Source organism: Rhodococcus sp. GXMU-t2271 (assembly GCF_041414735.1).
Taxonomy (GTDB): Bacteria; Actinomycetota; Actinomycetes; order Mycobacteriales; family Mycobacteriaceae; genus Rhodococcus; species Rhodococcus indonesiensis.
In genome coordinates this window covers 15,369-42,042 of sequence record NZ_JAUIZP010000047.1, presented here as the reverse complement: position 1 = coordinate 42,042, position 26,674 = coordinate 15,369, and the positions used below count along the sequence as shown (strand labels likewise).

General features: G+C 72.4%; 22 protein-coding genes. 3 read left to right on the top strand and 19 right to left on the bottom strand.

Annotated elements, in window-relative coordinates:
* Positions 1-48 precede the first annotated feature (48 nt).
* From QYS60_RS18275 to QYS60_RS18210, 14 genes are all read right to left on the bottom strand, one after another.
* Complete coding sequence (locus QYS60_RS18275; RefSeq protein ID WP_371383857.1) at positions 49-1,374, bottom strand: MFS transporter; 1,326 nt, start codon at positions 1,372-1,374, stop codon at positions 49-51.
* A gap of 51 nt (positions 1,375-1,425) precedes the next feature.
* Positions 1,426-2,886, bottom strand: coding sequence for a benzaldehyde dehydrogenase (locus tag QYS60_RS18270; protein ID WP_371383856.1), 1,461 nt, complete (start codon positions 2,884-2,886; stop codon positions 1,426-1,428).
* Positions 2,887-3,179: 293 nt separating this feature from the next.
* A complete protein-coding gene (locus tag QYS60_RS18265; RefSeq protein WP_371383855.1) occupies positions 3,180-4,319 on the bottom strand; it encodes a CaiB/BaiF CoA transferase family protein in 1,140 nt (379 codons plus the stop codon).
* Positions 4,320-4,390: 71 nt separating this feature from the next.
* Positions 4,391-5,572 (bottom strand): mandelate racemase/muconate lactonizing enzyme family protein, encoded by a 1,182-nt coding sequence (locus tag QYS60_RS18260; RefSeq protein WP_371383854.1) that lies wholly within the window; start codon positions 5,570-5,572, stop codon positions 4,391-4,393.
* A complete protein-coding gene (locus QYS60_RS18255; RefSeq protein ID WP_371383853.1) occupies positions 5,569-6,822 on the bottom strand; it encodes a CaiB/BaiF CoA transferase family protein in 1,254 nt (417 codons plus the stop codon). The genes QYS60_RS18260 and QYS60_RS18255 overlap by 4 nt, the downstream gene beginning before the upstream one ends.
* Positions 6,819-8,006: an acyl-CoA dehydrogenase family protein gene (locus QYS60_RS18250; RefSeq protein ID WP_371383852.1), complete on the bottom strand. Its 1,188-nt coding sequence runs from the start codon at positions 8,004-8,006 to the stop codon at positions 6,819-6,821. Before QYS60_RS18250 ends, QYS60_RS18255 begins: the two co-directional genes overlap by 4 nt.
* Before the next feature lie 321 nt (positions 8,007-8,327).
* Positions 8,328-9,251 (bottom strand): LysR substrate-binding domain-containing protein, encoded by a 924-nt coding sequence (locus QYS60_RS18245; protein WP_289380454.1) that lies wholly within the window; start codon positions 9,249-9,251, stop codon positions 8,328-8,330.
* Positions 9,252-9,285: 34 nt separating this feature from the next.
* A complete protein-coding gene (locus tag QYS60_RS18240) occupies positions 9,286-10,281 on the bottom strand; it encodes a hypothetical protein (protein WP_371383851.1) in 996 nt (331 codons plus the stop codon).
* A gap of 12 nt (positions 10,282-10,293) precedes the next feature.
* On the bottom strand, positions 10,294-10,917 hold the full coding sequence (locus QYS60_RS18235; RefSeq protein ID WP_371383850.1) for a hypothetical protein: 624 nt from the start codon (positions 10,915-10,917) through the stop codon (positions 10,294-10,296).
* Complete coding sequence (locus tag QYS60_RS18230; protein WP_371383849.1) at positions 10,914-12,569, bottom strand: NERD domain-containing protein; 1,656 nt, start codon at positions 12,567-12,569, stop codon at positions 10,914-10,916. Before QYS60_RS18230 ends, QYS60_RS18235 begins: the two co-directional genes overlap by 4 nt.
* 4 nt (positions 12,570-12,573) lie before the next feature.
* Positions 12,574-14,658, bottom strand: a complete 2,085-nt coding sequence (locus QYS60_RS18225; protein ID WP_371383848.1) for a hypothetical protein — start codon at positions 14,656-14,658, stop codon at positions 12,574-12,576.
* Positions 14,659-14,763: 105 nt separating this feature from the next.
* Entirely contained in the window at positions 14,764-15,999 is a 1,236-nt protein-coding gene (locus QYS60_RS18220; RefSeq protein ID WP_371383847.1) for a type II toxin-antitoxin system HipA family toxin, read from the bottom strand.
* A gap of 5 nt (positions 16,000-16,004) precedes the next feature.
* Positions 16,005-16,247: a helix-turn-helix transcriptional regulator gene (locus QYS60_RS18215; RefSeq protein ID WP_371383846.1), complete on the bottom strand. Its 243-nt coding sequence runs from the start codon at positions 16,245-16,247 to the stop codon at positions 16,005-16,007.
* A gap of 161 nt (positions 16,248-16,408) precedes the next feature.
* Positions 16,409-16,600, bottom strand: a complete 192-nt coding sequence (locus tag QYS60_RS18210) for a hypothetical protein (RefSeq protein WP_003936179.1) — start codon at positions 16,598-16,600, stop codon at positions 16,409-16,411.
* 241 nt (positions 16,601-16,841) lie between these two features.
* Between QYS60_RS18210 and QYS60_RS18205 the strand changes: the two genes are divergently transcribed.
* The 3 genes from QYS60_RS18205 to QYS60_RS18195 are packed head-to-tail and all read left to right on the top strand — an operon-like array spanning position 16,842 to position 19,977.
* Positions 16,842-18,068: a CaiB/BaiF CoA-transferase family protein gene (locus QYS60_RS18205; RefSeq protein ID WP_003936178.1), complete on the top strand. Its 1,227-nt coding sequence runs from the start codon at positions 16,842-16,844 to the stop codon at positions 18,066-18,068.
* Positions 18,065-19,018 carry a hydroxymethylglutaryl-CoA lyase gene (locus QYS60_RS18200; protein WP_371383845.1) on the top strand — a complete coding sequence of 318 codons (954 nt, stop codon included), beginning with the start codon at positions 18,065-18,067 and terminating at the stop codon, positions 19,016-19,018. The genes QYS60_RS18205 and QYS60_RS18200 overlap by 4 nt, the downstream gene beginning before the upstream one ends.
* Positions 19,000-19,977, top strand: a complete 978-nt coding sequence (locus tag QYS60_RS18195) for a glycerate kinase (RefSeq protein WP_371383844.1) — start codon at positions 19,000-19,002, stop codon at positions 19,975-19,977. Before QYS60_RS18200 ends, QYS60_RS18195 begins: the two co-directional genes overlap by 19 nt.
* 24 nt (positions 19,978-20,001) lie before the next feature.
* Here the strand turns inward: QYS60_RS18195 and QYS60_RS18190 are convergent, their stop codons facing one another.
* From QYS60_RS18190 to QYS60_RS18170, 5 genes are all read right to left on the bottom strand, one after another.
* Complete coding sequence (locus QYS60_RS18190; RefSeq protein WP_371383843.1) at positions 20,002-20,988, bottom strand: hypothetical protein; 987 nt, start codon at positions 20,986-20,988, stop codon at positions 20,002-20,004.
* Between the two features lie 122 nt (positions 20,989-21,110).
* On the bottom strand, positions 21,111-21,590 hold the full coding sequence (locus QYS60_RS18185) for a hypothetical protein (RefSeq protein ID WP_371383842.1): 480 nt from the start codon (positions 21,588-21,590) through the stop codon (positions 21,111-21,113).
* Entirely contained in the window at positions 21,587-23,170 is a 1,584-nt protein-coding gene (locus tag QYS60_RS18180) for an alpha/beta hydrolase (RefSeq protein WP_371383841.1), read from the bottom strand. Before QYS60_RS18180 ends, QYS60_RS18185 begins: the two co-directional genes overlap by 4 nt.
* A gap of 182 nt (positions 23,171-23,352) precedes the next feature.
* Positions 23,353-25,875, bottom strand: a complete 2,523-nt coding sequence (locus QYS60_RS18175; RefSeq protein WP_371383840.1) for an ABC transporter permease — start codon at positions 25,873-25,875, stop codon at positions 23,353-23,355.
* Between the two features lie 12 nt (positions 25,876-25,887).
* Positions 25,888-26,646: an ABC transporter ATP-binding protein gene (locus QYS60_RS18170; RefSeq protein WP_003936171.1), complete on the bottom strand. Its 759-nt coding sequence runs from the start codon at positions 26,644-26,646 to the stop codon at positions 25,888-25,890.
* Positions 26,647-26,674: the final 28 nt, after the last annotated feature.

The following is a 26,674-nucleotide window of genomic DNA, read 5'->3' as shown; positions in this document are numbered from 1 at the left end:
GGTGGGGCCGGGCACCTGTGGGGGGCCCGGCCCCACCGGTGACGCGGATCAGGCGGTCAGGTCGACGTCCTTGCTCTCCTTGACGAACAGCGCCAGGACCACGGCGCTGAGGGCGCACCCGGCGACCAGATAGACGATCACGTTGCCGATGGAGCCGGAACCGGCGTACAGCGAGGCGACGATGACCGGGGTGAAGCCGGCGCCGAGCAGGCTGCCGATCTGGTAGCCGAGCGACGCACCGGTGTAGCGGGCGCGGGTGCCGAACTGCTCGGCGAGGAACGCCGGCATGGGACCGAACGTCAGCGACTGCAGGACCGAGCAGGCGATCACGAAGGCCAGCACGACCAGCAGGAAGTTGCCGGACGAGGCGAGCTGGAACAGCGGCCACGCCAGGACGACCATGCCGACGAAGCCGGTCATCATGACGGGCTTGCGTCCGTAGATGTCCGACAGCCGGGCGGCGCCGAGGATGCCGAAGATCGCGACGAACTGGCAGATCGCGAAGGCGTTGAGGCCGGCCGAGCGCGACACGCCGTTCTCGGCGGCGTAGCTGATGACGAACGTCGAGAACAACGCCTGGATCACGAACGGTGCGGTGCACACCAGTCCCGCGAGGATCAGAGTGCGGGGGGCCCGCACGATCGTCAGCAGCGGAATGGGTTCCTTGGTCCGGGACTTCTTCTCCTCGGCGGCGCGCAGTGCCTCCTCGAAGACCGGGCTCTCGGCGATCCGGGCCCGGACGAACAGGCCGACGGCGAGCAGGACCGCGGAGAACAGGAACGGGACGCGCCAGCCCCACGAGAGGAAGTCGTCCTCCGGCAGCTGGGCGGCGAGCGAGAGGGCGACCGTGCCGAGCACGGCGCCGGTGGGGCCGCCGGCGTTGGTGAACGCCGCCGCGAAACCGCGGTTGCGGCCCTTGACGTGTTCGAGCGACATCAGGGCCGCCCCGCCCCATTCGCCGCCGATCGCGATGCCCTGCACGGCACGCAGCAGGATCAGCATCACCGCGCCCCAGGTGGGGATCGCCGGGACGAGACCGATGAGGAAGGAGGCGACACCCATGATCGTCATCGACAGCATGAGCATCTTCTTGCGGCCGACGCGGTCGCCGAAGTGGCCGAAGACGATGCCGCCGAGCGGACGGGACAGGTACCCGATGGCGAACGTCGCGTACGAGGCGATCAGCGCGAGGCCGGGGCTGAGGTTCGCGAAGAACACTGGGCCGAACACGAGCGCGGAGGCGGTCGCGTAGAGGATGAAGTCGTAGAACTCGACGGTGCTCCCGAGGTAGCTCGAGAAGACGACGCGACGGATGTCCTTGTTCCGCTCCGCCGGTGCGGCGACGGCCGTGCGTTCTGGGTCTGCGAGGGTCATGGTGGGTCCTTACTTTGCGAGGACGATGCTAGATCCGGTCGGCGGGGCCGCTCAGAAGGGGTAGGCGGGCACGTCGCGGCTGACGGTGATCCAGCGCGACTCGGTGAACGCTTCGATGCTGTTGGCGGCACCGCCGAAGCGGGCCCCGTTGCCGGAGGCGCCGAGACCGCCGAAGGGGATGTTGGCTTCGTCGCCGACGGTCTGGTCGTTGATGTGGGCGATGCCGGTGGGGATCCGGTCCGCGAGCGCGAGGCCCTTGCCGACGTCGCGGGTGAAGATGCCGAGCGAGAGCCCGTACTCGGTGTCGGTGGCCAGCGCCACCGCCTCGTCGAGGGTCGAGAACTTCACGACAGGAGCGACGGGCCCGAACACCTCCTGGGCGTAGGCGGGCGCGCCGGCGGGGACGTCGGCGAGGACGGTGGGCCGGTAGAACAGGCCCTCGTAGGTGCCACCGGCGACGAGCCGGGCGCCGGCGTCGACCGACGCGGTGACCAGGGCGTGGATCTTCTCGAGCTGGCCCCGGTCGATGATCGGGCCGAGCGCGACCTGCTCGGTGACCGGGTCTCCGACGGGCAGCGCCTCGGCCTTGGCGGCGAGCTGGGCGACGTACTCGTCGTAGACGGACTCGTGCACGATGTGCCGGCCGGTGGTCATGCACACCTGGCCCTGGTGCAGGAAGGATCCGGCGGCACCGGCCGAGACGGTGGCGGCGAGGTCGGCGTCGTCGAGGACGACGATCGCGGAGTTGCCGCCGAGTTCGAGGTGGACCTTCTTGAGGTTGCGGGAGGCGGCGGCGCCGACGGCCCGGCCGGCCGGGGTGGAGCCGGTGAAGGAGATCACCGGCACCCGCGGGTCGTCGACGAGGGCGGCGCCGACGTCCGCGCCGGCGGGCAGCACGGACAGCACCCCGGCGGGCAGACCCGCCTGCTCGAAGATGCGGGCGAGGGCCACGCCGCCGCAGACCGCGGTACGCGGGTCGGGCTTGAGGATCACGGCGTTGCCGAGGGCCAGCGCCGGCGCGACGGAACGGATCGCGAGGATCAACGGGAAGTTGAACGGCGCGATGACCCCGACGACCCCGACCGGGACCCGCTTCGACATGCTCAGGCGCGGCGCCTCGCTGGGCAGGATCTCGCCGAGCGCATGGGAGGGGAGGGCGGCACCCTCGTAGCACTCCTGCGCCGCGACGTGCGTCTCGAGCTGCGCCTTGGGACGCAGGGACCCGGACTCGCGCATGATCCAGCGCTCGATCTCGTCGGCGTGCTGCTGCCACAGGTCGCCGGCGCGGCGCATGACCGCGGCACGCTCGGTGTGCGGGCGGGCCGCCCAGTCGCGCTGGGCCGCGACGGCACGGTCGACGGCGCGCCCGAGGTCGCCCTCGTCAGCGAGGCCGACGCTGCCGAGTGTCGCGCCGGTCGCCGGTTCGACGACCTTGATCTCACCGGCCCCGCCGGGGGTCCAGTCCCCGGTGAAGATCTTTCCCTGCCAGATGGATTCGTCGAGAAGTGCCATCACGAACTCCTTGTGTACGGGTGCCGGACCGGCCGGCGGGCGAAGCGGGTCGCGGCGAGCGCGATCGGGTGAAGGGACGGCCGAGACGGCCGGACAGTGCGGGCCGCGCGGTGCGGGCTGGGCGCTCGCTCTGTGGAGTGGGCCCTCCGTTCGGCCCCTGAAGTATGGGTCACGTCACATTCGCGTGAAAAGCAGAATTAGCCGGTGATATTCCACAGGTCTGCTCAACAATGGCGGCATGTGGGACCCGGGCGGCGCCGGAGCCGGTCGCCGCCCGCGGACAGCGCAGCAGGTCAGTGGTGCGGCACGGCCGCGCCGAGAACGCCCCACGTGCGCAGGATCTCGTCCGGATCGTCCTGCCCGGGCACGGGCGGGGCCGTGGGCCGGCCCGCCGGTGTACGCGAGAAGCGGGGCGCCGGAGCAGGTTCGGGGTGACCGTCCCGGTACAGGAAGGTGCCCCGGGCGGTGAGGTGGGCGTCCGCGGGCGCCTCGCTCATCGAGAGGATCGGCGCGACGCACGCATCGGTGTCCCGGAAGATCGCCCCCCACTCGTCACGGGGGCGGGTGGCGAACACGCCGGCGATCCGCGCGCGCAGTTCCGGCCAGCGCCGGCGGTCCCACTGCCCCGGCAGCGCGTCGTCCGCGTCGAGGCCGAGTCCCGCGAGAAGCTGCGCGTAGAACGGTGGTTCGAGGGCCGCGACCGCGACGTGCCCGCCGTCGGAGGTCTCGTACACGTCGACGAACGGTGCCCCGGAGTCGATGAGGTTGGTGCCGCGCTCGTCGTTCCACGCGCCCCCGGCGAGCATCGAGTACGGGTTGGCCATCAGGTGCGCGACGCCGTCGACGATCGCGGCATCGACGACCTGACCGCGCCCGGAGCGCTGCGCCTCCCACAGGGCGGCGAGAATGCCGGACACGAGATACATTGCGCCGCCGCCGAAGTCACCGACCAGGCTGAGCGGAAGCTGCGGCGGTCCCCCGGCCCGGCCGATCGCGTGCAGCGATCCGACCAGGGCCTGATAGGTGGGGTCGTGCCCGGCACGCTGTGCGAGCGGCCCGTCCTGCCCCCAGCCGGTCATCCGGCCGTAGACCAGTTCCGGGTTGCGCGCCCAGCAGTCCTCGGGGCCCAGACCCAGGCGTTCGGTGACGCCGGGCCGGTAGCCCTCGATGAGCACGTCGGCCTTCTCGACCAGCGCGAGCACGGTGGCGAGCCCGTCGGGGTCCTTCAGGTCGGCGGCGATCATCCGTTTGCCGCGTTGGAGGGTGTCCAGCCGCGGGTCGATGGGCATGGTGAACCCGGCTCCGGTGCGCTCGACGCGCACGACGTCGGCGCCCTGGTCGGCGAGGAACATCGCGGCGAACGGCGCCGGACCGAGTCCCGCCAGTTCCACGACCTTCAGTCCGGCCAGGGGGCCCTGTCGGGATTCGGTCATCGTGATCTTCTCCTACGGGTGGTGGCGCGGCCGGCGGCACGAGACGGCCGCCGGCCGGGGTCCGTTGCCGTCTAGACGCCGACGAGTTCGCCGACGGTGACGGTCTGCTTGCCCTCGGTGATGTGGGTGGCGATGAACTCCTCGTTCAGCTCGATCCCGAAGCCGGGCCCCTCGTTCGGGTAGAGCTTGCCGTCGGCGAAGACCGGGACGTTCAGGGCGATGTCCTGCGTGATCTTCTGCTCGGCGTTCTCCCACTGGTTGTTGATGATCAGCGGGCCGAGGTTCTCGTGGGTGAACTGCGACGCCCAGTTGTTCGCGATCATCAGGTGCGCCGACGGGCTGGCCTCGAGGCCGGAGCCGATCATGCACCCGCTCATGACGGCCATGTCGGCGAGGCGGGCCATCGTCAGCCAGCGCTGCGCCTTGAGCAGGCCACCGGCCTTCTGCATCTTGATGAACAACCCGTCGGCGGCGCGACGTTCGATGATCTCCCGGATGTTGTGCAGCTCCTGCGCGGACTCGTCGGCGAAGATCGGCGTCTCGATGCGGGTGCGCAGGCGCGCCATGCCCTCGATGTCCCAGTGCGGAACCGGCTGCTCGATGCACTCCATGCCGTACCGGTCGAGCCGGCGCATCGTCTTCAGGGCCTGGTCGTAGTTCCAGAATCCGTTGGCGTCGACCACGATCCGCGCCGAGTCGCCGAGGGCGGCCCGGACCTCGCGGACATTGTCCACGTCGTGGTCGGAGTTGCCGTCGGACTTGAGCTTGATCAGGCAGAAGCCGTTCTCGTGGGCCTGGACGGCCTCGGCGACCACCTGGTCGACCGGTCCGGCGGACGCGACCCAGCCCTGGACGGAGGCCTCGGCGTTTTTGCCGCCGAGCAGCTGGTACACCGGCACGCCCAGCGCTTTGCCCTTGAGGTCGTGCAGCGCGAAGTCGACGAGCGCCTTGGCCTGGTTGTTGTCGCGGACGAAAGTGTCCATCTGCCCGACGATCTTCTCGATGGCGAGCGGGTCCTGGCCGATCAGGAACGCCGGGGCGATGTGGTTCGCGATCATCGCCGTCATCGATTCCTGGGTCTCGCCCCGGTACCAGGTGGAGGTGTCGCCGCTGTCGCCGTAGCCGACGATCCCCTCGTCGGTGTGCAGCTTCAGCAGGACGGAGTGGATGTGGGTGATCCGGGTTCCCGGCATGATGAACGGCTTGACGAGCGGGGTGGAGACCGGGATCAGTTCGACCTTGGTGATGATCATGCGACGTGCTCCTGAGCGGACGAAGGAATGACGGTGGCGCCGGCGTCGGCCAGAGCCGTGAGTTCTGCGGTGTGGAGACCGGCCTCGCGGAGGATCTCGACGGTGTGCTCGCCGACGAGCGGGGCGCGGCGCTCGACCGTGCCGGGGGTGTTGGAGAGCTTGGCGGGAATGCCGGGGACGGTGACCGCGCGGCCGTTGTGCGGGTGCGTGACGGTCGGCAGCATGTCGCGGGCCCGGAAGTGGGGGTCCGCGAAGATGTCCGCGGCGTCGAGGATCGGGCCGAGCGGCACCTTCCCGCCGAGCACCTCGACGAGCTCGGCGACGGTGTGGGTGCGGGTCCAGGCGTTGACCACCTCGTAGACGGCCTCGCGGTTGAGCCACCGGTCGTGGTCGGTGGCGAACCGGGGGTCGTCGACGAGTTCCGGCTGACCCATGACGGCGGCGAGCTTGGCCCACTGCGGATTGTGCGGGGCGCCGAGCGCGAGGACCCCGTCCTTCGCCTGCACCGTGTCGAACGGCGCGAAGCCCTGCAGCTGGTTGCCGAGCGGGCCGGGCACCTGACCGGTGTGGCCGTAGGTGTTGACCACGACCTCGGAGACCGCGAGCACGGCGTCGGCCATGGCGACGTCGACGTACTGGCCCTGCCCGGTGCGTTCGGCGTCCCGCAGCGCGGCGAGGATCCCGAACGCGGCAAACAGTCCCGGAACGGTGTCTCCCACACCGGATCCCACTCGGACGGGGTGCGCGGCGTCGGTGCCGGTGATGGACATGAGACCGCCCATGGCCTGCGCGACGATGTCGAACGCCGGCCAGTCCCGGTAGGGGCTGTGCCCGCCCGTCTTGTCGCCGAAGCCGCGGATCGAGGCGTAGACCAGGCGGGGATTGCGGGCCGCGAGGGTGTCGTAGTCGAGACCGAAGCGGTCCATGACCCCGGCGCTGAAGTTCTCGACGACGATGTCGGCGTCGTCGATCAGGCGCAGCAGCACCTCGCGCGCCTCGGGCTTCTTCAGGTCCAGCACGAGCGACCGCTTGTTGCGGTTGGCGGACTGGAACACCCCGCCGTAGTCGCGGGGTTCGTCGTCGGAGGCGAACGGGCCGGCGTAGCGGAGGAAGTCGCCACGCGGCGGCTCCACCTTGATCACGTCGGCGCCCTGGTCGGCGAGCAGCGACGTGCAGAACGGGCCGGCCAGAGCCTGGGTCAGGTCGACGACCCGCACCCCGTCGAGGGCGCGGCGGGCAGCGGTGTTCATGCGGTGGCCTCCCGCCCGAGCAGCGCGCGGCCGATGACGACCTTCTGGATCTGCGGGGTGCCCTCGCCGATCTCGAGGCCGGAGACGTCGCGCAGCATGGCCTGCAGCGGCAGCTCCTCGGCGAAGCCGCTGTGGCCGTGGGCGACGATGCAGTCCCGGATGGTCTGCAGCGAAACCTCGGTGGCGTAGAGCTTGGTCATCGCGGCCTCCTTGGTGAAAGGCTTGCCGGCGTCGGCGAGCGAGAGGGCGCGGTAGGTGAGCCAGCGGGCCGCCTCGAGCTTGGTGGCGTTCTCGGCGATCGGGAAGGACACGCCCTGGAACGAGGACACCGGCTTGCCGAATGCCTTGCGGGACTTGACGTAGTCGATGGTGATGTCGAGGGCCTTGCGGGCGACGCCGGTCGACATCAGGCCGATGACCGAGCGGGTGTAGTCGAATTCGCTCATGACGAGCCGGAATCCGTTGCCGACACCACCGATGACGTACTCGTCCGGGACGAACACGTCGTCGAGGAACACCCCGGCCCGGCCGAGCGGCTTCCAGCCGGCGTCCGGGAACTTCTGCATGCTCACGCCCTCGGCGTCGAGGGGCACGAGGAAGGCGGTGACGCCGGATTCCTCCGGGGTGGCGCCGCGGGCCTTGACGAACGTGATCATCGCCTTGGCGTGCGGGGCGAAGGTGATGGAGGTCTTCTCGCCGTTGAGCTTCCAACCGCCGTCGACCTTCTCCGCCTTGGCGCGCATGGCCATCGCGTCCGAGCCGCTGCCCGGCTCGGTCAGGCCGAGGGCGACGACGTGCCGGCCCTCGACGATGCCGCGCACCCAGTCCTTCGCGACCTCGGGGGCGAGGAAGCGTTCGAGCAGCGGGCCGGTGAGGTTGTTCGTGTAGGCGAGCTGGGTGAGGTAGAAGTTCGAGTAGGCCAGTTCCTCGTGGGCGATGCCGAGGTGGGTCTTGGTGAGCACCTCGCCGATGCGGCCCTGGCCGCCGTTCTCCTCGGAGACGCCCAGCCCGAGCAGGCCCTGCGCGGCCATCTTCTCGGCGAGATCCCACGGGAACTCCTCGCGGTGGGCGCGTTCGAGGTAGCTCTCGGCGTGCGGTGCCGCGAACTCGCGGACCCACTGGGCGAATTCCTCGTATTCCGGCGCGAAGAGGACCGGTGGGTGCAGGGCGTCCGTGGCAGACATGATCGATCTCCTCGAAGTGGTTGTGAATCAGCGCTTGTCGTCGGCGCCGGACAGAAGACCCGGGCCGCGCGCTGCCGATCAGCGCGTCGGAACCCAGTATGTCCGCAGTCACAACCTCAGAAAAGAACAGGAATCTGCTGATCGATATGAGAAAAACTCAGGAAGCAGGGGCGCTCTGCCCCGACCTGCCGGTCGTGGCCCCGTCCGAGCGGGAGCTTTACGGGTCCAGCGGGAGGTTGCCGTGGGCGTCACTCGACGGATGGCGCAGAGACCGCCCGGTGGCCGCGACATCCTCCCGCTCGCGTGCGGCCGACAGTGCCGTTAGAGCCGGCCCACGCGAGCGGTCGCGAACGTGATGAACTCACGCACGACCCGGCTGAGCACCACGTCGGGGCGCCAGGCGATGACCAGCCGCACGGGATCGAGTTCGGGGACGTCGATCGGCAACAGCACGATCTTCAGTCCGCCGTAGGTGCGGTTGAGCTGCGGCTGGTGCAGCATGATCGTCCAGCCCAGGCCCCGTCCGACGTACGCCCGCACGGTCTCGTAGTTCGCCGACCGGTACTCGATCCGGGGCGTGAACCCGGCTCGCGCGCACACCTGCAGCGCGTGTGTCGACGCCGGGGCCGCATCGAGCAGCACCATCGGTTCGTCCCGCACCGCCGCCAGCTCCACCGGGCCGGGCGTCGTCGCCAGCCGGTGGCCCGCCGGGACGACCAGGGCCGGTCGCCTCGTCATCAGCGTGGCGGTGCGCCACGCCGGCGGCAGCTCCAGGTCGTAGGTGATCACCGCGTCCAGCGCCCCGCCTTCGAGCCGCTCGGCCAGCTCGTCGGCCATCGCCTCCCGGAACTCGAGCGACACCCGCGGATGCAGGTCGGTGAACTCGGACAGCAGCGGCGGCAGGATCGTCGGCCCGACCGTCGTGTAGCACCCGACGGCGAGACGGCCGGCGAGCTCGCCGCCCGCACCGAGCATCTCGTCCTCGATCTCGCTCGCCTGCTGCAGCAGTGCCCGCGCCCGGGCCAGCAGCGACTCCCCGGCCGGCGTGAGCTGGACGCCGTGGGCGCGGCGGCGCACGCACAGCTGTGTCGAGAGGGCCTTCTCGAGTTCGGTGACCGCCAGCGACACGGCCGACTGCGAGACCAGCAGCCGGTCGGCGGCCGCGCTGATCGTGCCGGTCTCGGCGACCGCAACGAAGGCGACCAGTTGCCGCATGGTGAAGGCCGGCGCCCGGTCGCTGCTCATCGATCGATCATATGGGCGGCCGGCACCAGGGATTTCAGGCGTCGGGGGCGGCCGTCAGCGGCACGTCGCCGTCGGGCCGCCGGCGGGGCTCAGCAACCCGGTGCAACCCCCGCCCCAGCTTGCCCACCCCGGTGGTGCCCGCCCCGACCGCCCGGCCGCCGAGGGTGCGGGCACTGTTGCTCAAGGTGCGGGCACTCTCGCCCAGAGTGCGGGCACTGTCACCCAGGGTGCGGGCACTCTCGCCGAGGGCCCCGCCCACGGCCCGGACCGGATTGCCCAGCTCCGCCAGGTTCTCGGCCACCGCCGGGTCCTCGGCCTCGAGAGCGCGCTGCGCGGCGCTGCCGAACGCCGCGGCGACATCGTCCAGGTCCGCGCGGAGCCGGGCGATGTCCCGCTTCACCCGGGCGGACGACAGCCACCGCACCAGTTCGAACGGCGTGTGCACCGCGTAGCTCGCCAGCCGCGCGCGGGCGCGCAGCAGCAGCGCAACGTCCCGCTCCACCCGCCCGGCGAGCGACGCGCCGATTGCCGCGCGTGCGTCCTCGAGCCGGTCCGGTTCGGTGGCACGTACCTGCTCGAGCCGCAGCCGCTGCCACAGGTTCAGCGAGTCCTCGACGAGGACGAGCAGCTGCACCGTCTCCCCGAGCCGGTCGGTCTCCACGGCCTGCTGCAGGCAGGCCACCCGGTCCTGCGCGGGTGCGTCGACGGCGAGCCCGTCGAGCACCCGCCCGGCGTGGGCGCGGAGCCGCTCGCCTCGATCGGCGAGGACGTCGCCGAGCCCGCGCACCGATTCCCAGTCGGCGCCGCGCAGCCGGCCGGTGCCGTCGAGGATCCCCGCCACCCGGGTCAGCGCGTTGTGGTGGTCGACGGCGTCGCCACCCTCGGGCGCACCGACCAGCTCGAAGATCTCCGCGGAGAGCTCGTGCACGCGCGCGACGGCGGCCTCCACCGAGACGATCGCCTCCCGCAGGGCGCGGGCGACGGCGTCGTCGGCGGGAGCCGGTTCCTCGAGGTGCACGTCGTCGGTCATGGCTCCATGGTGCTACGTGCGCGGGACGGACGCAGCAGGATCCTTCGCGGTGAGCAGCTGACGGATACCGTAGCCGGTGACGAGGGCGGTGACGAGCGCCATCAGCAGGCCGCCGAGCGCCCCGATCACCGCGACGAGCCACCACGGCTGACCGGGTTGCCACAGCGGGGTGCACACCAGGAGGAACACGGTGAGGCCGGCCAGCCACGCGGCGGCGGTCCACGCGATCCAGCGGCCCGCGCGGGGGACGTGCCGACGCAGCTCGAGCCACTGCGCGAACCCGATCGACGCCAGCAGCGCCACGCCGAAGACGACTCCGAGCGCGACCGGGAGCGCCACCGGCCACGCGGACCACGTCTCGTAGAACGCCGAGGGCGACATCCCCAGGAAGTAGGCGCACGCCGCGGCGACGCCCGTGCCCAGCACCCAGCGCCGCACCGACATCGCCGGCAGCCGGTGCCGCAGCACCCGCGCCTGCGACCATCCCAGCACCGAGCCCTCGACGACACCGGCGGCCATCAACGCCGGCAACGCGGCGGCGCTGTCGAACAGCACGGCCCCGACGACGGCGGGCACGAGGAAGCCGGCGAACTCCCCCACCGTCGCCGACACCGTCCAGTCCCGCAGCAGGCTCATCGGCCCAGCCCCAGCCGGACCGCCAGTTCCGGTCCGCCGACCTGCCGGACGAAGTCCGGGTCCCCGCACACCACCAGCTGGTCGCGGGCCCGGGACAGCCCGACGTACAGCCGCTCTCGGGAACGCTCCTGCGGCTGCGTCTCGTTCACCGCGAGCACCACCGCCCGGCGCTCGAGACCCTTGAAGCCGAGAACATGTCCGTAGAAGACCTGTTCGGTGTCCCAGAAACTGTCCCAGTACGCCGCGTTGCCCTCGGCCTGCCGCGCCACCTGCTCCGGGTGCCGGCTGCCGGTGGCGAGCAGCGCGACGTCGCCGGGCCGCCAGCCCTCGTCGAGCAGGGCGTCGATCCGGTCGTCGGCCACGGCGAGCGCCTCGTCGCCGCGGCACGCGACGAACTGCACGTCGGGTCCCTCCCCGCCGAGCAGCCGCATGCGCTGCCCGACGAGGGGACCGAAGGCCCCCGCGATCTGCCGGGTGTTGCGCAGGTTGTGGTCGAGCACCAGCGGGACCAGCGGCACCGGGGGCCGGCCTTCCCGGTCGAACACCCGCTGCGCCTCGTCGGTGAACACGTAGATGCCGCTGGTCTCCTCGTCGCGCAGGGCGGCCATGATCGGATCCCACCAGGCGTCGGCGAAGTCCTGCGCCTCGTCGACGACGACCGCGTCGAAACGCTGCCCCTCCGGCAGGGACCGGGCCAGTTCCGTCATCTGAGCGGGCAGGTCGTGTTCCCAGAAGCGCACGGTGTCGGCGGTGCGCAGCGCCTCGTCGGGGCCTTCGGCCGCACCCCACAGCCGGCCGAGGGCGTGGAACTCGCCGACGTAGGCGGGCCGCTTCTTCCGGTTCCATGTCTCGGTGATCCGCTGCAGGTACGACGCGAGGCCGTGCGAATAGCAGATCAGCGCGACCCGCTGCTGCTGCTCGGCGAGGCGCCGGGCCTGTTCGAGCGCGAGGAACGTCTTCCCGGTGCCGGCGCCGCCTCGCACTTCGACGCGGCGGAGCAGGCGCGTCGCGTCGAGGATGACGGCCTGCTGCTCGGTGAGCCGGTCCGCGGCATCCTCGTTGGCGACGGCGCGCGAGACCACGTCGCGCTGCGGCAGGCCACGGCCCGCGAGCACCTCGGCGAACCGGTCGACGCCGTCGGCGGTGAGGGCCGGCCGGTCGAGTTCCTGCTTGTCGAGCACCGCGCGCAGCCGTTCGGCGATGCTGCCGAGGTCGTTGCGGTCGATCACCTTCCAGCGAGGGCACTCGGGCAGGGCGAAGTCGGCGCGGACCTCGGTGTGGGGCAGGACGACGAAGTGGTCCCAGCGCAGCCGGCCCTGCGTCCAGCGAGGATCGGCCTCGACGTAGCGGCGCAGCGCGTAGCAGGACTGCAGCACCTGCCGGACCGGATCGATCTCGCGGTCCTTGCCCTGCCGGGCCTGCACCCACTGGAAGCCGTCGTGCCACACCTGACCGCCCTTGACCTCGAGGCACACGACGCCGTGGCCCTCGAGCGCGACGACGAAGTCGATCTCGTGGTCCTTGAGGTGGTCGGTGACGCGCAGGCCCGCGGCGACGAGGTCCCCGTCGCCGAGCTGCCGGACGAGGGCCTCCCAGACGAGGCGTTCGGCGTCGTTCGCCAGCAGCGGACGCTCGGGTCTGCGGATCGGCATGCGCTCAGCTTGGCACGCGCACCCACGCCTGCTCGAGCAATGCGGTCACTTCGGCCTCGTGCCGGGCCCGGTAGGCACTGAGCACCCGGCGCGGGCGGGTCTCGTCGCCCAGACCGACGGCGGCCGCGAAGGCCGGCGCGACGCCGTCCTCCGGCACGATCTCCGGGGCCGAATGGCCGATGAGGGCCAGTGCCTTGCGCAGCGGCTCGGCGTTGTCGGCGACGGTGCGCAGCGGCAGCACGTCGAACCGTCCGCCGGGGTGGAACTCGAGGAACATCTCGTTGCCCTCGTCGACTCCGAGATCCTCGAGGAACCGTCGCACGCTGCCGAGATGCGGGGACGCACCCGTCCAGCGCACGACTTGGGTGCCCAGCCGGGACGACAGGGCGACCTCGCGTCCCGGGACGCAGCCGACGACGCCCGCGACCGCGGACGGCACCGGGAAATCGGCGCCGCGCAAGTGGTCCCGCGTGGCGGTGACCCGCAGCCGCCACACGTCCCCGAGACGGTAGAGACGACGGGTGCGGTGCGGGGGCTTGATGCTCACGTGGGTGCGCCGGCGCCGGCGCACCCGGCCGTCGACGATCTCGAAGTCACCACTGCCGGCGAAGATCCGGGCGCTGGTCGGCGACACCCCGAAGCGTTCGACCAGCCGGTCGACGACGCGGCCGAGGTCCGCGGCTCCGCCGTCGGCGTCGACGATCCGGGCGATGCGGCCGCGCACCGCGTTCTCCTCGTCGGTCTCCCATTCGGTGAGCGCCCACCGGTCGTCCTCGGCGAGCGAGAACCGCTCGTCGGCGCCCATCGCGTCGATCACAGCGGCGGGACCCGCGGGGGTGCCCATGCGGTCGACGAGTTCCGCGGCCGTGAGCGGATCCCCGATCACCTCGAGCACGGCGGCGGCGTGATCGGCGAACGCGGACCGCCGCGTCAGCGCGCGGCCCTCGAACATCGGGACTCCGCACCGGCGCAGCCACGCGGCGAATTCCGCGGCGGGCAGGTTCCACACGACGGCGACGGCTGCGGGTTCGACGACCCCGTTCGGGGATTCGAACTCGGCGAGCAATGCATGGGTCCGGCGCTCGGCTTCGGCGATGCCCGGGACCGCGACCCACCCGTCGACCACCTCGAAGCGATCGTCGAGGCGCGCGAGAGCCCGCCACAGCGGCACGTCGAGCCCCGGGACGGGCTGGGCCAGCTCCGGTCGCGACGCCAGGATCCGCTCGAGGGCGGCGACGGGACGGACGTCGACGCGCAGCGCCGCGAGCAGATCGCCGACGGCGGTGCCGAACGCGAAGGTCGACGGAGCGTCCGGGTCCGGCGGTTCGTCGCCGAGCACCCGGCGGCGGATCGCGTCTCGCTCGGGTGCGGCCAGCCCGGCCACGTACGCGGCGAGTTCGTCGAGGGCACGCGGCGGCGCGGGCAGGGGCAGGTCCCGTGCGGTCAGGGCGGCGATGCGCGCGGCGACCTGCTGGATCTCCTCGGGAGCGCCGTCCTCGAGTTCGACCCGCACCAGCGGCCGGTCCGGGTCGGCGCGCAGCCCGCGCCACCGCGCGAGTGCGACGAGGTCGTCGAGCAGCAGGGACAGCGCGGGCGGAAGGGTGGGGGCGTCGGTGGCCACCCGCAGCGACGCCGGATCCCGCAGGATGGCGAGGACGAGGACGGCCTGCACGATCTGGTGCACGGTCTCCGGGCCCGCGCCGCGCACGGAGAAGAGGGCGGCGGGCGTGTAGCCGAGCAGACCGGCGGTGGTCGCCGCGCGGGGCAGCCGCGCGACGGTCGCGGCGGCCCGGGTGCCGAGACCGAGTGCGGCGACGGGGACGTCGACGGTGTCGGCGATGCCCGCGGAGAACACCAGGTCGGGATGCTCGGTGACGTAGATGCGGGCCAGTTCCCCGCAGATCGCCACGACGTCGGCGGAGGCGGCGGTCTCCGCCGGGGACCGGCGTTCCCACCAGCGCTCGTCGGGCGCGAGGGCGGCCAGTTGCGCGTTGCGGGCCGAGCCGTACCGGTCGAGCCACGGCATCAGGTCGACCCAGACGTACTCGCTGAGCATCCCGGGAGACAGTGCAGTCGACCACAGCGACACGACCCGGTGCTCCTCTTCGATGCGCGACTGGCGACCGCGGTCTCGTGCGGGACGCCCGCCGGGGACTCTACCGGCCGGGGGTCCGGCCGTCGTACGACGACCGGATCAGCCGAGTTCGTCGGCGCGCCGGACCAGCAGGTCCCGCAGGCGCGCCGTGTCCCGCTCGCCGAACCCGATCTCGGCGAGGCGGTCCAGGCCCCCGGCGATCCCCCGCCGGATCCCGTCGAGCATCCGGGTGACGGCACGCTCGGGTACCCCCAGCCGGCCACCGGACTCGACGAGGTGGCGGCGGGTGAGCTTGTTCGCCTTGCCGTACAGGTCGAGGGCCATCGGGTCGCGCCACCCGAGGTAGGGCTGGGTGCACAGCAGGTCGTAGGCCGGGGTGACGGCCCACAGCCCGGCTTCGGTGAGGCGGATCGAGAAGTTCTTCCCGTGCAGGTCGCCGTTGCCGACGGCATAGGAGTAGGCCACCAGGCGCAGCAGCTCGAGGGTGGCTACGCGGGCCGATCCACCGCCGCGCTCGCACGCCCCGGCCAGCGCCTCGACGACCCGTTCGGTCTTCAGCCGGTACTTGGCGGCCGGGTAGACGCCGAGGACCTGGCAGGCGTCCTCCTGGGCGGTGCGGTGGAGGGTGTGGCCGGGGCCGACCCACCGGTCGAAGCGTGCGACGAGCAGTCCCGCATTGCCCCGGCGGTCGTAGACGAGCTGGTGTCCGGCGACGGCCAGACCGCAGGCGGACGCGAGACCCATGAAGAAGTGCTCGTTCTCGACCAGCCGCGGGTAGCCGCGCGGCGGGGCGAGTTTGAGGATGGCGGGACCCTGCACCGTCGCGACGGGAGCGGAGTACATCCGGGCCGACACCTTCGCCTGCACCCCTGGCAGAGAGGTGGGATCGAGAGCGACGGACTCGTGGCCGGAGATCCGGTCGAACAGCTCGTGCAGGTCCTCGCTTCGGACGGCCTCCGGGTCGAGCAGAAGCGTCGACGTCGGAGGCCGGGCGCCGGCGGGGAACACCCGCACGTCGCCGATGGTGTCCGCGCCCACGGCCATGAGGATGGTGAGGTGGTCGTCCTCGGAGGTCTTGGTGGCGGCGACGGCGCCGCGGAGCCGGATGCCCTCCGGCAGCAGACCCGCGAAGAACGGCGGGACGCTGCCGCCGCCGGCGCGGAGCTCCTCCCCCGTCTTGGGCACCGTCCACGCGAGCGCGGGCGCGGCCGGATCGTCGAGGTAGTCCGGCTCGTATCGGAACACGACGTCGTGACCGTCCCGGGTGAGGTGGCCGGCCAGACGGTCGCCCTTGTACACGTCGGCGCTGTCGACGGCGACGAGGCGTTCGACCACCGGGCTCACCCGGTCCGGTCGCCGCGCGGGGTGAGCTCCAGGTCGCAGCCCAGTGCGTCGGCGATCGCCACGACGAGGTCGAGTTGCACGGTGGCGCGGCCGGACTCGAGCGACTGCACGCTCGAGCGCGATACCCCCGCGAGATCGGCGAGCTCGGACTGGGTGAGGCCGAGCCGGTGCCGACGGTCCACGAAGTGTTCGCCGAGACCGCCGCGTTCCGTGCGGGCGCGACGGCGGGGCGTGGCCACAGCGGCTCCTCTCTGTGCTTGCGACGGCAGGCATTGATCCGAGTGTGCCCGCGCTGCGCCCGGTTGTCCAGGGTTATGCCTGTGATGACAAGCTCAAGGACGCAGAGGTTCGCCTCTCGCGACGCGTCCGCAGCTTCGGCATGCCCTCGCAAGCCCAAGAGTCAGGGCGTGGCGTGATCCGGTTCGACCTCGAGCTGAGCGGCAGGCCGCAGCCGCAGCAGCACCAGACCCGCGACGGACGCCACGATCAGCGACCCGACGGCGCCGTGCACATGCAGCGCATTGACGGCGATCCCGGCACCGACCAGACCCACCAGCAGCGCACACCACAGAACGACTTTCGCGACCACCATGACCCAAGCACCTTCCCGAGGCCCCCTGCCCGAGAGGAAGGATAGTGCGCCACGTCACACGAGCACGGGAAGGTCGCGGCGTGTCCACCACCGGGAACGCCTCGCTCGCGCTGCGGCGCAGCACAGGGCACACCGCTGCGGCGCAGCACACGGCACACCGCTGCGGCGCAGCACACGGCACACCGCTGCGGCGCAGCACAGGGCACACCGCTGCGGCGCAGCACAGGGCACACTGTTGCCCATGAACTCGGAGGAGATCCTGCGCCCTCTCGAAGGCATCCGCGTCCTCGAACTCGGCAACTACATCGCCGCACCCACCGCGGGCCGGCTGCTCGCCGACTTCGGCGCGGAGGTCATCAAGGTCGAACGGCCCCGCACCGGCGACGAACTGCGCAACTGGCGCCTGTACGCCGGGGACACGTCGATGCTGTACCGCACGGTGAACCGCAACAAGAAGTCCATCGTGGTGGACCTGCGCACCGAGGCGGGCCGGGCCGTGATCCTGGATCTGGTGCGTCACTGCGACGTGCTGCTCGAGAACTTCCGGCCCGGCACCCTGGAGAAGTGGGGAATGGGGCCCGAGGTGCTCGCGCAGATCAAGCCGGACCTGGTGGTCACCCGGATCTCCGCGTTCGGCCAGACCGGCCCCCTCGCGGAGCGTCCCGGATTCGCGGCCGTCGCCGAGGCCGTGGGCGGGTTCCGGGAACTCGTCGGAGATCCGGACCGGCCGCCGGTGCGGGTCGGGGTGTCGATCGGCGACTCCATCGCCGGGCTGTACGCGGCCTTCGGCTCGGTCACGGCGCTGCTGCAGCGCCAGCTGATCGGGTCGCTGCCGCCGGCGAACCGGGTCGTCGACGTCGCACTGAACGAGTCGATGCTGTCGATGATGGAGTCGCTGATTCCCGACTACCTCGCCTACGGCGTCCGGCGGGAACGGGTGGGCGGCCGCATGGAGGGCATCGCCCCCTCCAACGCCTATCCCTGCTCGGACGGCACCTCCGTGATCATCGCCGGGAACGCGGACGCCATCTTCCAGCGCTACATGCGCACCATCGAGCGACCCGATCTCGCCGACGATCCCGATCTCGCCACCAACGCCGGCCGCTGGGCCCGCCGGGAGGAACTCGACGCCGCGATCGCCGACTGGACCCGGCGACGGCCGCGCGGGGAGGTGCTCGAGATCCTCGACGCCGCGGGCGTGCCGTGCGGGCCGATCTACACGGCGGCCGACATCGTCGACGACGAGCAGTACCGGGCCCGGAACATGATCCAGCACTTCGCCGTCGACGTCGGCGAGGACGAGCCGAAGCAGGTCGGGTTCCCCGGCATCGTGCCCGTGCTCGGCGGGCGGTCACTGCCCATCCGCAACGTCGGACCGGATCTGGGTGAACACACCCGCGAGGTGCTCGGGGGCCTGCTCGGCCGGACCGAAGCCGAGATCGACGAACTACTGGAGGTCGTGTCGTGAGCGGTGGTGTGGCAAGCGGTGACGTCGTAGGTGCCGCGGCACCGCAGCTGCGCGACGTGACCCTGCGCGACGGGCTGCAACTGACCGGCAAGGTGCTGCCCACGGAGCGGAAGGCGCAGATCGTCCGTGCGCTGCTGGCCGCGGGCGTGCCGCAACTCGAGATCGGCTCGATGGCCCGGCCCGACCTGGTCCCACCGATGGCCGGCACGGTCGAGCTGATCGGGATGCTCACCCCCGAAGAGCTCGACCGCTGCTACATCTGGGTGGCCACGCCGCGGCACGTGGAGAAGGCGGCCGCCGCCGGCGCCCAGCACTTCCAGTACTGCCTGTCGGTGTCGGATGCCCACAACCGCGCCAACATCGGCCGGGACACCGACGCAAGCCTCGCCGCGATGCCCGCCGCGGTGGAACATGCCCGCACCGCGGGCGGCACCATCCAGCTCTGCCTCGCCACCGCGTTCACCTGCCCGTTCGACGGGCCCGTCGACCCCGACCGGGTGCTCGAGATCGCGTGCGACCCGCGCGCCGACGGCGCCGCCGACATCGTTCTCGCCGATACCCTCGGCCAGGCCGTGCCAGCGCAGGTCGCGGCGCTGGTCGCCCGGGTACGCGAGCAGTCCCCCGCCCGCCGCATCGTCTTCCACGGCCACGACACGTGGGGGCTGGGCGTCGCCAACAGCCTCGCTGCGATCGGCGCGGGCGCCGCAGTGGTGGACGGGTCGCTCGGCGGACTCGGTGGCTGCCCCTTCGCGCCCGGCGCGAGTGGCAACACCGCGAGCGAGGACCTGCTCTTCGCCACCCGGCCCGCGTGGCTGACGCCGCCGGTGTTCGCCGACCTGGTCCGGTTGGGCGAGTCCGTCGTCGCCGAGCTGGGCGAGCCGAACCGCTCCCGCGCCGCGCAGGGCGCCCGATCCGAGGCCGCCGCGTTCGAATGGGTGGTGCAGCGGTGAGGGTGCTGATCGCCCCGGACAGTTTCAAGGGCACGTACCGCGCCGCCGAGGTGGCCGACGCCGTGGCGGACGGCGCGGAATCGGCTGGGCTCGAGACGATCCGGATGCCGGTCGCCGACGGCGGCGACGGCACCCTCGAGGTGCTCACCGGTCCGCTCGGTCTCGAGCTGATCGAGATCGACTCCGTCAATCCCTGGCGCGCCCCGTGTTCGGGTTCGTTCGGGCTCGGCGAGGACGGCACCGCGGTCGTCGAACTCGCCACCTTCAGCGGAATCACCACCCCGCACAAGGGTTTCCGCGATCCGATGACGGCGGACACCTACGGCACCGGCCTGGCGATGGCCGAGGCCGTGCGGCGCGGCGCCACGCACGTCGTCGTCGCGGCGGGAGGATCGGCCACGACCGACGGCGGGCTCGGGGCGATCGCCGCCGTCGTGGACGCCGGCGGCCTGGGCACCGCCACCGTCACGGTGCTGACGGACGTGACCACCCGCTACACCGACGCCGCTCGGGTGTTCGGCCCGCAGAAGGGCGCGGACGAGACGACCGTGGGACGGCTCACCCGCCGCCTCGAGGACGCGGCCGTGACGTTGCCGCGTGATCCGCGGGAGGTCGACGGGACCGGCGCGGCCGGAGGTTTCGCCGGCGGCATGTGGGCGCAGTTCGGTGCGGACCTGCGCTCGGGGGCCGACTTCGTGCTCGACGCGCTCGGGTTCGACGCCGCACTCGCCGGAGCCGACCTCGTCGTCGTCGGCGAAGGACGCCTCGACGGGCAGTCCCGCTCGGGAAAGATCGTCTCGGCGATCCTCGCCCGGGTCCACGCGGCGCCGGTCGTGGCGGTGGTGGGATCCGTGGGCGACGATCTCGGCGACTACCGCGACCGGTTCGCGGAGATCATGGTCGCCACCGATCTCGACGCCCTGCGCGCGGCCGGCGCCCGGCTCGCACGTCTCGGCTGACCCGGTCGCGGACAGGAAGGGACGTCATTCGCACGGCGGTGCGGTGACGGACGGCGGCGTCGGGTCGGGGTGGGGGCCGGGATCGGGGTCGGACGCCCGCATCGACCAGCCCGCGGGCCGGACCTGCGGAGTGTCGCGCTCCGGGCACGGAACCGCGGTCGGCGCCCCGGTGTCCGGCGTGGGGCCGGCCGGGGGGACGGGCACGGACCGGGCGGCGTCGGCCGGGCGCGGCGGTTCGGACGGGCCGGCCCCACCGATGGCGACGGCCAGCCCGCCGCCGAGCAGGACGGCCAGCGCGACGACGACCGCCACCAGCAGCGCGACCCGCCGGGACGACGACGGCGACGGCACCGCCGGTAACGGTTCGGTGCGTGCGGCCACGAGCGCGGCTCCGGTGGCCCGGTGCCACGGCCCGCCGTGCGGGGTCACGAACGGCACGTCGAGCGCCGCCGCCAGTGCACGGGCGACGGCGACGTCGCCGGGGCGCAGGTCCGGGAACACCAGGGCCTCCGGACCGACACCGGCGAGCGCCACGGCCTCGTCGGCGGCCCCCGGGAGGGCGGGCGCGATCTGACCGAAGTCGTCCTCCGCCACGGCAACCGACGCGAGCACCGCACCCGAGCGGATGTCGGCGACCGACACACGGCCGGTGGCATCGTCGCGGCCGATCAGGACCACCGTCCGCACACCGTCGAGCTCCGGGGCCGCGGCGAGGAAGGCCAGCCGGGCCTCGTCGGTCCCCACAATCCGCACCTCGGTCGCCCCGGAGTCCAGCACGGAGTCCGGCACGGTAGTCCCGGCCGCCACCAGTCCGGCCCGGGTGAAGCGCACCTCCGCCCGCGCGGCGCGCCCGGTCATCGCCGTGAACGCGTGGCCCACCGCCTCCGCCTCGGTGCGGTCCCCCACGGGCCAGCGTTGCGTGTCGAACGGGCCGAGGGCCGGGACGTCGGCATCCACGAGCACCGCACAGACCTCACCGGCATCGACCGCGACGCCGAGCACCGCACGCATCACTGCCCTTTCGCCGACGGGACGAGGCCCGAGCGTAACGCACGGCGAGGCGAGGACACGGCGAGCGGGAACAGACACGCCGCGGTCGAGCACTCGTGCACTCGGCGCCGGCGGACCCCGGACTACGGCGGCTCGGGGTAGCAGCCCACCGTCAGCCCCACGGTCGCGGCGACATAACTGCCGAACGAGATGACGGAACCGTCCGCCGCGAACATCCGGATCTCGAGCCCGGTGCCGACCGGTATGGACCGGGAGCCGTGGAAACCGCTGCCCGCCAGCGATTCCTCGAACACCCGTGCCGCCCGCTCCGGTTGCCCGGCCGGCACGGGCCGATCGGAGAGCTGGGTGGGGAGGAACACCGTGGTGCCCGCCGAGCCGTCGGGCAGTTCGCAGTAACCCGTCGTCCCCCGACTCGACTGCCGGAACTGCATCTCCGGGAACTCGCGGGAGAGGGCGGCGGTCGCGTCGTGCCGGATCCGGGTGTAGTACTCGACGGCACCGGCGCGGTCCGCGGCCACCGGCTCGGGCACGGCGACGGGGAACGGTGCGCCCGCGCACCCGGCGACCGCCAGCGTCAGCATCGGCACGCCGAGCCGCCTCATCGCACCACTCGATCCGTGAGTCCGCCGGCGACCGCGGCGACGTTGTACAGGCTCATCGTGCCGTCGTTCAGGTACTCGCTGTGCCCGGTCGAGCCGAGACGCGGCCGTCCGGCCGCGTCCGGCCCGGCGTCGCTCGACAGCTGGGTCACCCCGTCGAGGAAGCTCGGATCGCCGTCGAACGTGCCGAGGTCCCCGACCGGATCGCGGTCGGCCTCGACGAGGTAGGCCGCGCCCGGCGGTACCCCGAGTTCGGCGACGTCGTCGGTGCCGATTCCCGGGGCGCCGAGGAACACCGCGGCGTCCACGCCGCCGCCCTGCTGCAGCGCCAGTCCGGTGGCGAGCGCGCCGTAGGAGTGACCGACGGCGGTCACGTGCGGATCCCGCTCGGCGTGCAGGCCGTCGAGAAAACCGGCGAGCCGCGGGGCGGCACGGACCGCGGCGAGGTCGGAGACCGGACTCGACTCGGTGCGGGCGAGGCCCCAGCCCCATTGCGGCACCTGATAGTTCAGCCAGGTCACGGCGGCGACCGATTCGGCGCCCCGGCCCGCTGCCTGCAGCTGGCGCTCGGCCTCGTCCTTCAGCGCCGCCATCCGGCTGTCGTATCCGGCGAGATTGCCCTGCACCGTGGACCCGGCGCCCGGAGTGAAGACGGTGACGTGGTCGGCGGTGTCGACATCTCCGACCGCCACGGCAGCCATCGCTTCGCGGCCCGAGAGATCGAGATTCAGCAGCTGTCGTGCCGGGCGGACCAGCGTCACTCCGAGGGCGTCGAGCGCGGCGATCTTGTTGCGGGTCTGGGTGAGCCCGGCGTCGGCGTTGCTCGCCAGTCCGCCGAGCGGAGCGGCGTCGAGCTGGGCCTGCAGGCGGGCGGCGACCGCCTCGAGCCGGCGCCGTTCGGCCGCCAGCTGCGCGCGGTTGGCACGGTCCCGCACCGCGGCGGGCACCCCGTCGAGGTTGCCGATCAGCTCCGGCGCCGAGGTGACGATCCACGTGCGCTCGCCGTCGTCGAGTCCGGCCCACCATGCCGCCACCTCCGCCGCAGCCGCCCCGGCCGGCGGCACCGCCGCCGTGGGTGCGGGCGCAGCGCGCACACCCCCGAAACCGAGCGGACGCGCAGCCGGGTCGTACACCGTCCGACCGAGATCGGCCGCGGCCCACCGATCCAGCGCCTCGGCCCGGTCGAGGACCGCACGAATGCGGGCCTGGGCCTCGGAGCGGTGCAGGTCGGCGCCCGGGGCCGGGCCGGCGGTGACGGTTCCGTCGTCCCGCACGGTCAGCGCCCGCTCCCGGGCCCAGCGGGTCGCGTCGTCGAGTTCCGCGCGCAGCGCCCGCAGCCGCGGCGCGCACCGGGTCGCGCAGCGGCTCACCCCCCGATACGCGTCGGACCGTCGCGCGATCTGCTCGGCGACGTCACCGATCCGCCGCTCGGCGGCGGCATGCGCGATGCCCGACCACCGACCGCCGAACCGCCCGGTGATCTGCGCGCCGATCCGCTCGAGTTCCTCCGCGTGCCGGTCCAGCACCGTGCCGAGACCGTCCAGCGCATCCGGGTCCCAACGCTGCAACTGCCGAAGATCCATCGACCCACCCCCTGGCGCGGCAGCGTAACCGGCTGGGCGCCCGCCGCGGCACGATGCGACGCTGTGGGTGCCGACCTGTGGAGAAACGGGCCGGTTGTGGACAACTCGTGACCGGGACGAGGGGCTGGACGCGGTCCGCCCCCGGCGCGTGGCACCGGGGGCGGATGTCGCGGACTGCCGCGTCAGATGTCCGAGATCGCCTCGAGCGGCGGGGTGCGTGCGGCGCGCACGCCCGGCCACAGGGCGGCGAGCACCCCGACCACGGCGGAGCCGACGAGCATGCCGAGCACCTGCCCCCACGGGACGGCGATCTGATCGAGGCCCTGATCGGCCAGGGTCCGGACGAAGCCCCAGCCGAACGCCAGACCCAGCACCAGGCCGACGACCGCCCCGAACACCGCGATGAGCATCGACTCGAGGTAGATGGTGCGGCGGACCTGGACCCGCTGCATGCCCACCGCGCGGAGCATGCCGATCTCCCGGCGGCGTTCCACGACGGACAGCGCGAGAGTGTTGACGATGCCCAGGACCGCGATGACCACCGCCAGCGCGAGGAGCCCGTAGAGCACGGCGAGCAGGGTGTCGATCTGGGCGGCCTGCTGACCCTTGAACTGTTCCCGGTCGAGCACCTGGACCACGACGAACTGCTTGGTGGCGTCCTCGAGGGCCGTGCGGATCGTCTCCGGGTCGCTGTCGGCCGCGGTGTTGACGAACACCACGAAGTCCGCGCGGGATGCCGGTGCGGTGAACTGCTGGTAGACCTCCTCGGAGACGACCCACGAGCCGAGCAACTGGTTGTCGGCGAAGATGCCGCTCACCGTCGTGGCGACGTCCTCACCGTCGCGGCTGGTGAGGGTGACCGCATCGCCGACCCGCCAGCCCTTCTCCGTGGCCGTGGTCTGCGACACGAGCAGGTCGGTACCGGCGACGTCCTCGCGTCCCTCGACGACGTCGACCTCGAGCACGTCGGCGACGGGCCCGGACAGCGCGACGCCGAACGTGTCCTCGTCGCCGATGCGCGCCGGGACACCGTGCATCGCGACGGTCTCCTCCACGCCCTCGGCGCGGGCGGCCGCCGCAGCCGCCCCCACGGGCACGCCGATCATCTGCGGTCCGGTGAGCATGAAGTCGGACTTGACGCCGGTGTCGACGAGCGAATTGACGCTCGCCTTGGCGGACGCGCCGAACACCCCGATCACGGACACCAGCATCAGGCCCAGGGTCAGGGCGAACGCGGTCGCGGCGGTGCGGCGGGGATTGCGCACCGCATTGGTGCGGGCGAGCCGGCCCACGGCTCCGAACGGGCGGGCGACGACCGCGCCGAGCCCCGCGACGAAGGGCCGCGACAGCGCGGGCGCCGCGAGCAGGACCGCGATGATCAGGGCGAACGCCCCGATGCCGACGGTGGAGGCCGCGCCCCCGCCGGTGCCCTGGGCGCCGACGACGACGACAGCGGCACCGACCACGGCGGCGACCGCCCCGACGACGGTGCGCAGGCGCAGCGACTCGACGGTCGCGGTCGACTCCTCCCGCATGGCCGCGACCGGCGGGACCTTGCTCGCCCGACGGGCCGGGGCGTAGGCGCTGACGACGGTGACGACGATGCCGATGAGCAGGGCCACGAGCACGGTGCGCGGCGCGAGCTGCAGGGGACCCGAGGGCAGGCCGACGTCGAACGCGTTGAGCGCGGCGCGCAGCCCGTAGGCGAGGGCCACGCCGCCGACGATGCCGAGGGCACTGCCCACGACCCCGACGACCAGCGCCTCGAGGGTCACCGACCGGCCCACCTGGCCGCGGCTCGCGCCGATCGCCCGGAGCAGCGCGAGCTCCCGCAGGCGCTGCGCGACGATCATCGAGAAGGTGTTGTAGATGATGAAGGTGCCCACCAGCAGCGCGATCGCGCCGAACGCGAGCAGGAAGTAGTTCAGGAAGCTCAGCGCCTCCTCGATCTCGGACTTGATCTCCTCGCTCACCTCGGCGCCGGTCTGGACCTTCTGGTCGGGCACGGCGACGGCGATCCGGTCCCGCAGCTCGTCGGCGGGGACCCCGTCCCCGGCGACGTCGATGTACTGCACGTGGGTGCCGTCGGTGAACAGGGCACGGGCCTGGTTCTCGGTGAACATCGCCCCGACGTATCCGCCGGTGTCGGTCTCGACGTCGTAGATGCCGCTGACCGTGACCGGAAGGATCCCGGCCGACGCGGCGAGGACCTTCGTCGAGTCACCGACGGACAGACCGGCACGTTCGGCGGCGCTCGAGTTGAGCGCGATCTGGCCGTCGGCGGTGGGCGGCTGCCCGGCAACGAACTCGGTCGGATCACCGAGCTGCTGGTCGGGCGGCAGGTAGGCGGTCCCCTCGCTGGGGGCACCGCCGGTCTGGATGGCCGCCCCCTCGGAGTCGAGGACGATGACCGGCCCCCCGAACGCCGGCACCACGGTCCGCACACCGGGGACCGCGGAGACGACCGCGACGTCGGAGTCGGGGACGCCGCTCGAGCCCTGCTGTTCGCTGCTGACGCGGACGTCGACGCCCTGGGCGGCGTCGGCGAAGAGGCCGTCGAACGTGCGCTGCAGCGTGTCGGTGAAGACGAAGGAGCCGGTGACGAACGCCGTGCCGAGCACCACGGACAGAACGGTCAGCAGCAGCCGCACCTTGTGGGCGGCGAGGTTGCGCAGGGCAACCCTGCGGACGGGATTCGCGCTCATGGTCGGCTCGCCCTACTTCGCCGTGGGAACGGCGACGGCGTCGAACTGCTTCATCCGGTCGAGGACCGACTCTGCGGTCGGATCGCGCATCTCGTCGACGATGCGCCCGTCCGCGAGGAACACCACGCGGTCCGCGTAGCTGGCCGCCCGGGGGTCGTGGGTGACGATCACGACGGTCTGCCCGAACTCGTCGACCGCGGCCCGCAGGATCGACATCACCTCCCCCGAGGAGCGGGAGTCGAGGTTTCCGGTGGGCTCGTCACCGAAGATGATGTCGGGCCGGCCGGCGAGTGCGCGAGCGCAGGCCACCCGCTGCTGCTGACCGCCGGACAGCTCCCCCGGCCGGTGATCGAGCCGGTCGCCGAGCCCGAGACGGGTCACGACGGTGTCCAGCCATTCCCGGTCGACCTTGCGTCCGGCGATGTCGACGGGCAGCGTGATGTTCTCGAGGGCGGTGAGCGTGGGCACCAGGTTGAACGCCTGGAAGACGAAGCCGATCCGGTCGCGGCGCAACTGGGTCATCTGCTTGTCGGACAGGTCCGTCAGATCGGTGTCACCGAGGACCACTGCACCGGACGTGGCGGTGTCGAGGCCGGCGAGGCAGTGCATGAGTGTCGACTTCCCCGAACCCGAGGGGCCCATGATGGCGGTGAACTCCCCCGCCGCGAACTCCGCGTTCACGCCGTCGAGGGCGTGGACAGCGGTCTCACCGGTTCCGTAGATCTTGATCAGGTCGATAGCGCGCGCGGCGGTGGCGGTGTGGGCTGGCATGCCCACCATCTTCCTGACTTTTCCGACG